Consider the following 13,134-nt stretch of genomic DNA (forward strand, 5'->3'; position numbering starts at 1 on the left):
AAGAGGACAGACAGCCAGCCATCCTCTTGTGGGGTCACCCGGTTTATTGCGTCAGCAGACTCACTTTGTCGACCACGAACGAGGTTTGCAGCGACGAGTCTTCACGCGCCGAGAACGACAGGGTCACGGTCTGGCCCTTGTACGGCAGCAGGTTGAAGGTGCGGACCTGGTAACCGGCAGCCTTGTTCAGGTTGGTGTAGGTTGCCAGGGTGCCGAGCACGGTGCCGGCCGCGTTCTTGACCGTGACGGTCAGGCGGTCGTAGGCCACGTTTTCGGTTTCCGCGGTATCGATGTGCAGCGCGAAGCTCAGTGCCGCCGAGGTGGCCGCTGCCGGAATCGCGACCGCCTGGGTGATCGTTTCGGTGCGGGTCACGCCGTTGCCGCCCAGCCATGCGTAACGCGTGCCTTCGTACGCGGTCTGGCCGCTGAAGTTGCCGATGGCGGAGGTGGTGCCGGCCCAGCCGGTGGTGCTCGACTCGAAGCCGCCGTTGACCACGCGCTCGGTGGTGCCGCCGCCGCCGCCGCCGACCGTCAGGGTGGCGTTGGCGCTGGTGGCGGTGGTCGGGCTGGCGGCCGAATCGGTGACTTTCACGCTGAACACGGCGCCGCTGTCGGCGGTTTGCGCGGTCAGGCTGTAGCTGGCCGAGGTGGCGCCGGCGATCGCCGCGCCGTTACGCAGCCACTGGTAGGTGTACGGCGCGGTGCCGCCGGTGGCGGTGACGGAGAAGGTGGCGGTGGCGCCAGCCTGGACGGTCACGCTCGCTGGCTGCGAACTGATCGACACGCCGCCGCCCGGGGTGCCGCCTTCGTCGATGTCGGCGCCGACGTTAATTGCCGCGTAGGCACGGGTGACGGCGATGGCTTCCTTGCTGCCCACGCCATACAGTTCCTGTGCGGCCAGCAGCACCTTGTTACGCGCGTCGGCGTAGTTGGTCGAGGCGGTGAACTTGGTGGTGGCGGCCTTGAACCAGATGCGGAAGGCCTTGTCGGTGCCGATACCGGTCATCGCGGCCGGGCTCTTGACCAGGTACTGGCTGTAGTAGTTGGACGAGGAGCTGGCGTTCGAGCCTTGCGACAGGAAGTAGAACATGCGGTTGTTCGGGCCGCTGCTGTAGTGGACGTCCAGGTTCTTGATGGTGCTGCTCCAGGCGTTCGGGCTGGAACCGTCCAGGCTCGGCTTGTACATATAGCGCAGCGGATTGCCCGACTTGGCGATTTCCTTGCCCATGGCCCAGTCGTTGCCGGTGTTCGGGATCACCGTGCCGGTGCCGCCGGCGCGCGCATAGGCTTCCACCACTTCGCCGGTGATGTCCGAGCTCGACTCGTTCAGGCCGCCCGATTCGCCGCTGTAGGTCAGGTCGGAGGTGGCGTTGGTCACGCCGTGGCCCATTTCGTGGCCGATCACGTCGATCGAACCGAGGCTGGTGAACATCGAGCCGCCGTCGCCGATGAACATGCACTTGCAGCCATCGCTGTAGTAGGCGTTGTCGTAGTTGCTGTTGACGTGGGCGGCGATGTAGGTGGCGGTGTTGTTGCCGTCCAGCGATTGCCAGCCGAGCACGTTTTTCAGGGTGTCGTAGGTGTTCATCAAGCCCCACATCGCGTTCACGGCCGCGGTCTGGCCGTTGGCGTTGGTGGTGCTGCCGCCGTTGTACTGCAGGCCGTCGCCCCAGTCGTTGGTGGTGTTGGTGTAGACCTGGCCGGCGCTGGTGGTCTTGTTGGCGTTGGTGATGGCCATCATGCCGTAGGTGCCGCCGGTGCCGCGCGAGGGATCCTTCATCGAGTAGGTGCTGCCGGACAGGCTGGTGTTCAGGGGCACGGTGCCGTTGTACTGGCTTTTGCCGGTGCCGGCCACGGTCTGCAGCGCTTTCCACTGCTTGATCACGCTGCCGTCGCGGGCGTTGACGATGGTGTCGTAGAAGACGGGATTGATGCCTTCCATCATGCGCGTCTTGACCAGGTAGGCCAGCGCGTAATCGGTCACTTCCTCGACCAGGTCGAGCGCGTTGAGCTGGGCTTCCGACTTGTTCAGGGCGCCCGGTGCGCGCTTGGTGGCGACGATCGGGTAGATGATCAGTTCGGCGGTTGGCGGCACATGGTGCACGGCGTTGGGCGACACTTTCTTGATGACCATGTCGATCACGGCGGGCGCCTGCACTTGCGGCACCACGTTGAAGTCGGCGGTGCGCGCGCGCAGGGCGGCATTGCCGCCGCTACCCTGGCCCAGGCCCGAGCGGCGGTCGGAAATCGACTCGCTGACGATATCGCCGGCATCGTTGGTCACCACCACCGATTCCGACTGGAACACGCGCACGCCTTTGTAGGTGTGGGCGGCGCGGCTGATGCGAGTGCCGATCACGCCCGGATGCTGGACCGTGATGGAGAAACCATGGTCGGCGTCGAGACCGTGGGTGGCGCGCGTGGCGGCCAGTTTGGCAACCAGGGCCTGGCCCTGTTGCGGCGAATGGAGGGCGGTCGGACCGGCCATGATCGGCGCGTTGGCGAGCGCCTGGCCAACCATCATCAAGGGCAGTGCAGCAATCGACGCAGCGAGCAATGTTTTGCGGAAGTTCATTATTTCTCCATTGATAGTTCAGTGATTGAATGAGATGAAACTGCTGGCCACGATGCTGTGGCGGCCACCCGAGCGCGCCGATCAGTTGGTCCGGTGAACGCGAGAGAATGCACACTATTCCTGTTTCTTAAGCCAAGTCAAAAAAATGGGTGATTTGGTCGTATGCACACCAAATGTTCAGTTTTAGACATTCTTTTCTAGAAACTGAACGGTATACAAGGCAAATTGCCTGAAGAATGTTTTGTTGACGTGGGTAAATATGAGGCATTTTTCCCACATGGCGGGCAATTAGATGCCGCACTCTAAGACGTGCGGAAATGTAACAATTCATCTAGAAAACGAACTCAATTCGATTGCGTTGGAGCGGGGATGCGGTCTACACTCGTTCTCAGTTGCCGGGAAAAACTCTCAGGCAACATGGATTAAAGCGCACGGGGCACACTCCGGATATAGCGCAATCAGTTAACGGGAAAATCATGACGTCACACCTCACCTATGCATGGGCATGTTTGTCTCCTCCTCCGGTGCTGTTGCCCAAGCCCGATCCCCAGGGAACCCAGCCGACCTGACCGACATGCCGATGGTGCACGAGCGGCAGGAGATTGCGGCAACCGGCAGTGCCCAGTAGGACAGTCGAAAAGAACCAATTCACGGTAACAGCGCGACAACCATGCGGACGCAGCGACAGGGCCTGGCCTTTGCATGTCGCGCGCGCGGATGGGCGGCGGCTACCCAATGAGGACCGGAGAGAGATGCTTTCGATCGCGACCAAAGTTGAGCAAATAGTGTCGGAGTCGGCGTTCCTGACGGAAGGGATATCGCTGGGGCTGATCAATCTGTCGGAGCTGGCGCGCCAGCTGCGGCCCCAGCTCGAGTCGGATCTGTGGAAGCCGGTGGGGCAGGCGGCGGTGGTGATGGCGCTGCGGCGCCTGTCGGAGCGCCTGCCGCAGCAGGCGGCGCAGTCGCAGCCGATCGTGATTTCGCCGCGCACCAGCGAGCTGACCACGCGCACCGAGCTGACCCTGGTGACTTACCGGCTGTCGGACAACAGCAATGAATGCCAGCGCGAACTGCTGGCCCTGGCCGAGCGGCATCCGGGCAGTTTCGTGTCGGTCACGCGCGGGGTGCACGAGATGCTGGTGGTGTGCAGCCGGCCGCTGATCCATCTGGTCGAATCGGCCTTTGCCAGCGAGCGTCATATTGCCCGGGTGGAAAACCTGACCGCGCTGACCCTGCGCCTCAATCCCGACGCTTTGAAGACGCCCGGCATTTATCACGGCGTGCTGAAAAAGCTGGCCTGGAACAAGATCAACATCGTCACCATGATGTGCACATTTTCCGAGCTGACCGTGCTGCTGGAACAACCGCAGACCGGGCCGGCGTTCTCGGTGCTATCGCAGATCGTATCGCACTGACCGCCGCTGATGCCCAGCCCGTGTCCACCCCGGTGCCAGGTCTGACATTCGGACACGGACTCTACGCTAACGCACACTACGGATCAGTGTCCACCCCGGTGCCAGGTCTGACATTCGGACACGGACTCTACGCTAACGCACACTACGGATCAGGGCGTGTCCACCCTGGTGCCAGGTCTGACTTTCGGACACGGACTCTTCATTAACGCATTTTATGGATCAGGCCGTGTCCGAATGTCAGACCTGGCACCGAAGTGGACAGGCACCGAAGTGGACACGGACTCCACGCTAATGCAACTTACGGATCAGGCCGTGTCTGAATGTCAGACCTGGCACCGGGGTGGACACGCACTGGGCCGGGGTTTTCGGTGTTGTCGCGGATGGTGTCGCACGGAACGCCAACGGCCGGTCAGGAGACGGCGGGCTCCAGCAGGGTGACGGTCTGGCGCGCGGTGTCGAGCCGGGCCGTCACGCCCAGCGGCAGGGTGAACTGGTGGCGGATGTGGCCGAAGGAGTAGCCGCTCACGGCCGGAATCACCAGCGGCTTCAGGTGCAGGTCCAGCGTCTCATCCAGGGTCAATGACGGCTCTTCATCTTCCGGCCCGCAGCGGTCGCAGATGCCGACCATCAGCGCCGCCGCATTGCGCAAGCCCACCGACAGGTCGAGCTGGGTCAGCCAGCGGTCGATCCGGTAGGGCGCTTCGTTCACTTCTTCCAGGAACAGAATCGCTTTGCGGAAGTCCGCCGCATACGGCGTGCCCATCAGCGCGCTGACCAGGCTCAGGTTGCCGCCGATGAGGGGGCCGGTGGCCTGGCCGCTGGTCACCGTGCGCAGGGAAAAATGCGGTTCCAGCAAGGCGCGCCGGCTGTTTTCCAGCGCCATCGGTATGGTGTAGCTCGCCTGCGGATGCATCAGCACGGCCAGCATGTGTTCCAGCGCGTAGTCCGATGGCCCGGAGGTGGCCACCGGTCCGTGGAAGGTCACCAGCCGCGCTTGCTTGAGGATGGCCAGCTGCAGCGCGCTGATGTCGGAGTAGCCCAGCAGGATGGTGGGATTGGCGCGGATCAGCGCGTAATCGAGGTGTTCCAGCAGGGAGATGCAGCCGGAGCCGCCGCGCATGCACCAGATCGCCCTGACGTCGCGCTCGGCGAACATGGCGTGCAGGTCGTCGACGCGCTGCCGCACCGCCCCGGCGTAGCCGCCATGCACGGCGCGCAGGTTGTTCGCCAGTTTCGCCCGGAAACCCAGCGTTTCGATGCGCGCCACCGCGTAGCCGATGGCGTCGTCGTTGATGCGCCCGCCCGGGGCGACCAGGCCGATCACGTCGCCGGCGCGCAGGCGCGGAGGTTTGAGCAGGGTTCGCGGCATCGGTCGTGAGGCGCTGCGGGAAGTCGATGGCAACAACACGGCGCCGGCCGCCAGGCCCGCAAACGCGCGCCGGCTGATCTTGTCGCTAGGGGGCATGCGTGCTTTCGAAAAGGCGGCCCGTCCCAGGGCCGCCCGCCGGGACCATCAAAGGAACTTGTAATTGGCCATCAGGGTCAGCGAGCGCCCGCGCGGGTCGGCCACGCGCGGCTCCCACGAGCTGCCGGCCCCGGTGTTGCCGTCGTAGGTGATGGCGAATGGCGGATCCTCGTCGAACAGGTTCTTGATCCCGGCCGTCAAGGTCAGGTTTTTCACGCCAGTGTAGCTCAGGCTGGCATGAAAGATCGAGTACGCGTCGACTTTGGGATGGTAGTTGGACGGCACGATCCGGCCGCTGGCCACGCCCGGCAACACCTGGTCGGTGTAGCCGCTGCGGTAGACGTTCTGGAACATGGCGCTCCAGGGGCCCCGGGCAAACGTGACGTAGGCGGTGTGCTTCCATTTCAGGCCGAGGTCGCCGGTGAAGCTGAAGACGCCGACTTCATCCTTGCTGTAGGGCGCGGTTTCCAGGGGCTTGCTCTTTTTCTTGAGCAAGTAGGAACCGTCGACACCGGCTGCCCAGTTGCCCGCCCACACTTTGCCGTTGCTGCGGGCGCCGACTTCGATGCCGCGCGTAATCGCCGCCCCCGTATTGAGCCAGCGCCGGTCGATCCCGGCCAGCTTGCCCTGCTCATCGCGATAGAACTGCTCCTTGAACAGTTCGTAGTTGGCCAGCATGACGGGCAGGTCGACTTCCTTGATGGTCTCGAAGCGCCGCACTTCCCAGATGTCCATGTTCACAGAGAAACGCGCGGACGGCTCGAACACCACGCCGACGCTGCCCTGCCTGGAGGTTTCCGGGCCGAGCTTGGGCTTGCCGCCGGTAAGGATGATGGGGGTGATCGATTCGCAGCCGGGCTTGGTGGTGTCGACCTTGCCGCTGGCGCACATGCCCGGATCGGCCAGGTCCTTGCCGGCGTAGGTCGTTTCGGTGATGCCGTTGAATAACTGGTTGAACGCGGGCGCGCGGAAGCCTTCGTTGTACGAACCGCGAACCAGCCACTGCGCACTCGGCTGGTAGCGGAAGGAGACCTTGGGATTGAGCGTGTTGCCGAAGCCGGAATAATGGTCCTGGCGCGCCGCCAGCGTGAGGTCGAGCTCCTTGGTGACAGGCACCAGCAGCTCGGCGTAGAAGGCGCGGATGTCGCGGCTGACTTGCGGCAGGGCATTGACATCGTCGAAGGGGGCGTTGAGGATGGCGCGCCGTTCGGCAATGTTGCGCAGGTCGCCGTTGAATTTGTATGCTTCCTTGCGCAGGTCGGTGCCCACCGCCGCCATGACCGGCCCGGCCGGCAAGGTATAGACCTCGCCCGACAGCGAGGCGTCGAAGGCGGTCAGGGTGGTCTTGCCGCCGTACAGCACGACGCCGGCGGCCGAGGCGCCGCGGATCAGGTCCAGCGCCTGCTGCGACTGGGTCTGGCCGGCTTTCAGGAAGGGATTGATCAAGCCGCTGCCGAGCGCGGCCGCCAGCGGGGCGGTGTAGCTGTAGCCATTGCCGAGGGTCGATTCCGATTCGCTGGTGGCGCGCGTCAGGCCGACCTTGTAGTCATAGCTGCCGATCTGGCCGTCGGCGCCCAGTTGCAGGCGGCCGGCTTTGCTCTCGGTGGCGATTTCGCGGTCGCCGCATTCCATGCAGCGCCAGCGGTAGGCGATCGGCAAGCCGCGGTTGGCTTCGATCGACGGGAATTCGGCCACCAGGGCGTTGAAGACCTCGTTGTAGGCCGCGCCCGTGCTCGGATAGAAGGAGCTGGCCGGAAAGGTGCTGGCGCCCGGCGAGACCTGGTTCGGCGAAAAGCGCTTGGCCACCTCCGTCTTTGCGCCGACCAGCTCGGCAAAAAACACGTGCCCGCCACGGCGCACGGTGGCGCGCGTGACGACGTTGCTGTTTTTAACGGGCTGCTGCAGCACGGCCGCGCGGCCGGTATCCCAGGCGCAACCGAGGCCGCCCGAGGGCGTGTCCCACAGCTTGTCGTCGTAGGCGCCCATGCCGTCGATCGATGCGCAGCCGGCGCCGCCGGGCAGGTCGAGCAGGCTGACGCCGGAATAGGCTTGATTGGTGCCGCGCCGCACCGGGCCGGTGTTGCTGCTGCGGCTGAAGACGGTGTCGCCGAGGCTGGTGGCGAAGACGTTGGCGAACGGCGTGCCGCGCGTGTCGACCGAAACGCCACGGTCGGGCTGGAAGGTGTTCACGAAGTCGCGCTGCTTGCCGCGCAGGGCCTTGTTTTCGCCGCTGGACAGGGCGAACAGCAGGTTGAAGCCCTGTTCCTGCAGGTCGCCGAAACCGCCCGTGAGCTGGTAGCGCTGAATGTTGCCGCCGCCGGCTTCCGTGACGTCGGTAAACGCCTGCGCTTCCAGGCCCTTGTAGTTTTTCTTGAGAATGAAATTGATCACGCCGCCGATGGCGTCGGTGCCGTAGATGGCCGAGGCGCCGTCTTTCAGCACCTCGACCCGCTCGACCGCCGCGAAGGGAATCGCATTGAGGTCGACCGCCGAGCCTTTCATGCCGTGCGTGGCGACGCGGCGGCCGTTGAGCAGCACCAGGGTGCTGTCGGCGCCCTGCCCGCGCAGATTGGCCGAGGACGCGCCATTGTTGCCGCGCTGCGCGCCGGACGTGACGTCGGCATTGCTGGCGAGGTTGTCGGAACCGTTGCCGTTGATGTTCAGGGTGGCGATCAGTTGCTCGGCGTTGACGATGCCTTGGGCTTCGATCTGCTTGCGCGAAATCACTTCGACCGGCAGCGCGCCTTCCCTGGCAATGCGCTTGATGCTGCTGCCGGTGATTTCGACACGCGCCATGGGCGACTCGGCCGCTTGCGCGGCGGCGCCGCCGGCCACGCACATGAGGGCCATCGTTTGCGCTAGCTTGCTTAACTTCACGGTTTCTCCTTGGATTTTTGATGCTCTGTGAGCACACATTATTTTTCTTGGCAAGACGTCATGAATCGGACGAGCCTACGCCCTGCCCGCTGGGCCAGCCAATGAAATTTCCTGAAGCAACTATAACTTGAGGGAATGGCTCGCCGGCAGGCCTGTGGGTATTCACTGTGCATCAACGGGCGATTTTACCGGCGCGCCGGCGCTGTTCCGGGTCGATGTCGAGGTAGCGCCAGGTGGTGAATTCGACCGGGTGGCGCTTGTAGTTTTTTAACCACGGGTGTTGCAGGTCGGCAGACAGCGGGTGGCTCAGCGGTACCCAGGGGTTATAGGCGTGGATCAATTGATTCATTTCGCCGTAGAGTTTCTGGCGCGCGGGCGAGTCGCCCAGCAGGCGCGCCTGTTCGTAGCGCTCGTTGTAAGCGGGCAAATTAAAGCGCGCGTAGTTGGCGCGGCCGCGGTTGGCGCCGTACAGGAGCTGATAAAAATTGTCGCCATCGGGAAAATCGGCGATCCAGTTGCTCTCGAACATTTGCACCTTGCCCAGGCGCGAGGCCTTGATGATGTCGGTCTTCTTGTCGGTCCGGAACACCACGCGCAGGCCGATGGCGTTCAGGTTCTTGCGCCACAGTTCGTCGCGCAGGCGACCGCCGACGGTCGCTTCGCTGTGCATGGTCAGGGTCAGCGGCTTGCCGTCCGGGGCGCGCCGGAATCCGTCCGGATCGCGCTGGCGGTAGCCGAAGCGCTCCAGCAGCGCCTGCGCCAGCGCCTTGTTATAGGGCACCGGGGTGCGGTAAGCCGGGTCGTAGCCGAGCACGTTCGGCGGCAGCGGCGACTCGGCGCGCAGGGCGAAGCCTTTCTTGAGCAGGCCGATATCTTCGGCACTGTCGTAGCTGAGCGCAATGGCGCGGCGCAGGGCCACCTTGTCCTTGCCGTAGCCGCCCAGCACGGGGTCTTCCATGTTCATCCACATATAATACGTCTGCAGGACCGGGAAGCGGGTCAGGACGATGCCGCGCGCGGCCAGCGCGGGTTTCAGCCGGCCGTCCTGGATCACCATATCGGTCAGCGATTCTGGCACCTGCTCCAGGTAATCGTATTCGCCGCTCAAAAAGCCCAGCATGCGCCCCTGGAATTCCTCGGCGATGCGCACCTCGACCTTGTCCAGCAGCGGCAGGCGCCGTCCGTGCCGGGTGAGGCCCCAGTCGCGGTTGGCCAGCAGCACGATCTTGTCGCTGCGCTTCCATTCCCCCAGGCGAAACGGGCCGCTGCCGACCGGATGGTTGCCGGCCTGGCCCGGATAGGCCTCGATCGCTTCGCGCGCCACCACGCCAGAGGCCGGCATCGCCAGGTAGAACAGGAAGTTCCTGTCGGGCGCTGCCAGGGTAAGGCGCAGGGTGTGGCGCTCGGGCGCTTGCAGGCCGGCAATCTCGGTGGACTGGCTGAAAGCCCCCTTGAGCGCGGCATCGCCCTTGAGCTTGCCGTCGAACAGGAACAGCCACGGCGATTTGAGGGCCGGGTCGTACAGGCGCTTGAGGCTGTAAACATAGTCGGCGGCGGTGACTTCGCGGCGCTGGCCACGGAAGGCCGGGTCGGGGCTGAACAGCATGCCGGGACGCAGGCGGAAGGTGTACACCAGGCCGTCGGCGCTGACCTCCGGCAGCGCCATGGCGGCGTTGGCGCGCAAGGCGACCGGACGGGCGTCGACGTCGTAGCGCAGCAGCGGGTCGAACAGGTTTTCCAGCAGGCTCAGGGTGGCGATGTCGGACGCCACCGCCGGATCCAGCCCGGTTTCGCTGGTGGTCAGGAAAGTGTGCAGGACTTTCTCCGCCGCAAACGCCGGCGCGGCGAGCAGCAGGGCAACAACGCTGATAACAAGAGAGCGGCGAATCGTCATGGCAAGTCCTCGTGGTCCGGTGCGTATGATAGGCCACGGCGATGCCTGCGGGTTTTTTACATAGTCAGGGTGCATGGTTTCATTAATTCGCGGTAACCTGCGCCTATACTCTCGCTGCAACATCGGCTCCCTAACGCGAAACGAATACGATATGGCATTAAATTACATCTGGTCCGGCTTTTTCCTGGTCGGCTTCCTGGCGGCCCTGGCGCAGTGGCTGTTCCTCGGCGATACCGAGATTTTCAAGAAGATCGTCGACGGTACCTTCGAATCGGCCAAGATGGGCGTGATGGATATTGCCCTGCCGCTGGCCGGGGTGATGACCTTGTGGCTCGGCATCATGAACATCGGCGAAAAGGCCGGCGCCATCGGCTGGCTGGCCAGGGTGATCGCGCCCTTCTTCTCGCGGATTTTCCCGGAAGTGCCGAAAGACCACCCGGCCACCGGCCACATGGTGATGAATTTTTCCGCCAACCTGCTCGGACTCGACAACGCCGCCACGCCCTTCGGCCTGAAGGCCATGGAAAGCTTGCAAACGCTTAACCCCGACAAGGATACGGCCAGCAACGCGCAGATCATGTTCCTGGTGCTGCATACCTCGGGGCTGACCCTGATTCCCCTGGCCATCATGGCCCAGCGCGCCATTCTCGGCGCCAAGGATCCGTCCGACATCTTTATTCCCTGCATGATCGCGACCTATGTGGCGACCCTGACCGGCATCATCGTGGTGTCGATCAAGCAGCGCATCAACCTGCTCAACCGCGTCGTGATCGGCTGGCTGGGCGGGATGACGGCCGCCATCTGCGCGCTGATCTTCTTTTTCACCAATTTCCTGACCAAGCCCGAGATCGAACTGGTGTCGCGCGTGTCGAGCAACCTGATCCTGTTCTCGATCATCATCGTCTTCATCCTCGGCGCCATGCGCAAGCAGGTCAATGTGTACGAAGCCTTCATCGAAGGCGCCAAGGGCGGCATCCAGACCTCGCTGACCATCATTCCCTACCTGGTGGGGATGCTGGTGGCGATCAGCGTGATCCGCAATTCTGGCGTGCTCGGCTTTGTGGTGCGGGGGCTGGAATGGATTTTCATCAGCCTCGGCATGCCCACCGAATTCACCCCGGCGCTGCCGACCGCGCTGATGAAGCCGCTGTCGGGCAGCGGCTCCAAGGCCATGATGATCGACGCCATGACCACCTACGGCGTCGATTCCTTCGTCGGACGGCTGGCCTGCATCTTCCAGGGCTCGGCCGATACGACCTTCTACATCGTGGCGCTGTACTTCGGCTCGGTGGGCATCCGCAAGACGCGCTATGCGATTTCGTGCGGCCTGATCGCCGATTTTGCCGGCATCGTCACGGCGATCTGCGTCGCTTACCTGTTCTTCGGTTAATCATGAACATCACCATGCTGCGTCCGCTCGCGCTTGCCGTCCTGCTGGCTGTATCGCAGGCGGCCAGCGCCCAGTTGCCGGCGCCGGTCAGCCAGTTGCTGTTCGACGCCAATATTCCCGAAGACGCCATGAGCGCGCTGGTGCTGCGCGGCGACACGGCGCTGCTGTCGCACCAGGCGGAGCGTCAACTCAATCCGGCCTCGACCATGAAACTGGTGACCACGATCGTCGCGCTCGACCAGCTCGGGCCGGCGTTTCGCGGCCGCACCGAACTGCGCAGCGGCGCCAGCGTGAGCGGCGACGTGCTGCGCGGCGACCTGGTGCTGCGTGGCGGGGCCGATGCCGATTTCAGCGGCGAGGTGCTGGAACGCATGCTGCAATCCTTGCGCAACCAGGGCATCCGCAAGATCGACGGGCGCCTGGTGCTGGACCGCCAGCTGTTCAACCCGGCCCGGCCCGATATCGGCGCGCCGCAGTTCGACGAATCGCCCGAGGCCTACACCAACGTCATTCCCGACGCCTTGATGGTCAACAAGAACATGCTGGAACTCGACCTGCGCTCGGGCTCCGGCACCCTGGCGGCGGTGGCGTATCCGGTGCTCGACGGGGTGACGGTGAGCTCGGCCATGACCCTGGTCGACGCCGACTGCGGCAGCTGGGCCAACGGCTGGAAGCAGCCGGACGTGCTGCGCGACAAGCTCGGCAAGATCACGGTCGTGCTCAAAGGCAGTTTTCCGAAATATTGCGCGAAGACCTACCGGATCAACGTGCTCGACCGCCAGGATTACCTGGACCGCCTGTTCCGCGCCACCTGGCATCGGCTGGGCGGGGTGCTGGTGGGCGATACGGTCGAGGCGGCCGGCCCGCCGGCCACGCGCCTGCTGGCCGAGCACGTGTCGCGCAGCCTGCCCGACATCGTGCGCGACTTCAACAAGAGTTCCGACAACACCCTGGCGCGCACGGTGTTCCTGACCCTGGGCAGCCTGGAAGCCGATCCGCTGGCGGGCAGCCGCGCGCTGGCGGCCGTTCCCGGCGAAACCACCGTGGCGCGCGCCGAGCGCACGGTGCGCGACTGGATGCGCGCGCGCGGCATCGACGATACCGGGCTGGTGCTGGAAAATGGCTCGGGCCTGTCGCGCATCGAACGCATCAGCGCGGTGCAGATGGGCGGGGTGCTGCAAGCGGGACTGCGCAGCAACTGGTCGCCGGAATTCGTCAGCAGCCTGCCGATCGCAGCGGTGGACGGCACCCTGCGCCGGCGCCTGGCCGACAGTCCCGCAGCCCAGCGCGCGCGCCTGAAAACCGGCACCTTGCGCAATGTGGTGGCGGTGGCCGGTTACGTGCGCGATGCCGGCGGACAGCAATGCGTGGTGGTGGCCATGATCAACAGCGAGTTGATCGGCAACGGCAAGGGCCGCGCCGTGCTCGATGCGCTGGTCGATTGGGTGGCGCGGTCGGGGGCGGCGCATGGAGGTGAAGGAGCTGGAACAATCGCACCGATACGCTAAAGTGCACCGA

Annotated in this window: 7 protein-coding genes; 3 read left to right on the forward strand and 4 right to left on the reverse strand. The window is 64.3% G+C overall.

What is annotated here, in order from left to right; translation table 11 throughout:
* Positions 1–43: 43 nt before the first annotated feature.
* Complete coding sequence (locus tag EJB06_RS15185) at positions 44–2,575, reverse strand: M4 family metallopeptidase (protein WP_126074875.1); 2,532 nt, start codon at positions 2,573–2,575, stop codon at positions 44–46.
* Between the two features lie 752 nt (positions 2,576–3,327).
* Between EJB06_RS15185 and EJB06_RS15190 the strand changes: the two genes are divergently transcribed.
* Positions 3,328–3,990 (forward strand): hypothetical protein, encoded by a 663-nt coding sequence (locus tag EJB06_RS15190; RefSeq protein WP_126074876.1) that lies wholly within the window; start codon positions 3,328–3,330, stop codon positions 3,988–3,990.
* Between the two features lie 409 nt (positions 3,991–4,399).
* Here the strand turns inward: EJB06_RS15190 and EJB06_RS15195 are convergent, their stop codons facing one another.
* The 3 genes from EJB06_RS15195 to EJB06_RS15205 all read right to left on the reverse strand — a co-directional run bounded on the left by EJB06_RS15195 (position 4,400) and on the right by EJB06_RS15205 (position 10,226).
* Positions 4,400–5,455 (reverse strand): S66 peptidase family protein, encoded by a 1,056-nt coding sequence (locus EJB06_RS15195; RefSeq protein ID WP_126074877.1) that lies wholly within the window; start codon positions 5,453–5,455, stop codon positions 4,400–4,402.
* A gap of 48 nt (positions 5,456–5,503) precedes the next feature.
* Positions 5,504–8,332, reverse strand: a complete 2,829-nt coding sequence (locus EJB06_RS15200; RefSeq protein WP_126074878.1) for a TonB-dependent receptor domain-containing protein — start codon at positions 8,330–8,332, stop codon at positions 5,504–5,506.
* Positions 8,333–8,504: 172 nt separating this feature from the next.
* Entirely contained in the window at positions 8,505–10,226 is a 1,722-nt protein-coding gene (locus tag EJB06_RS15205; RefSeq protein WP_126074879.1) for an ABC transporter substrate-binding protein, read from the reverse strand.
* 151 nt (positions 10,227–10,377) lie between these two features.
* Here EJB06_RS15205 and EJB06_RS15210 point away from each other — a divergent pair, with 151 nt between their 5' ends.
* Positions 10,378–11,616: a spore maturation protein gene (locus EJB06_RS15210; RefSeq protein ID WP_126074880.1), complete on the forward strand. Its 1,239-nt coding sequence runs from the start codon at positions 10,378–10,380 to the stop codon at positions 11,614–11,616.
* A 2-nt stretch (positions 11,617–11,618) separates the two neighbouring features.
* The gene (gene dacB, locus EJB06_RS15215; protein WP_229427098.1) at positions 11,619–13,124 is read left to right on the forward strand and encodes a D-alanyl-D-alanine carboxypeptidase/D-alanyl-D-alanine endopeptidase; all 1,506 of its coding nucleotides are present in this window, start codon (positions 11,619–11,621) and stop codon (positions 13,122–13,124) included.
* Positions 13,125–13,134: the final 10 nt, after the last annotated feature.

The organism is Massilia atriviolacea, assembly GCF_003953935.1.
In the GTDB taxonomy this organism is placed as follows: domain Bacteria; phylum Pseudomonadota; class Gammaproteobacteria; order Burkholderiales; family Burkholderiaceae_D; genus Telluria_A; species Telluria_A atriviolacea.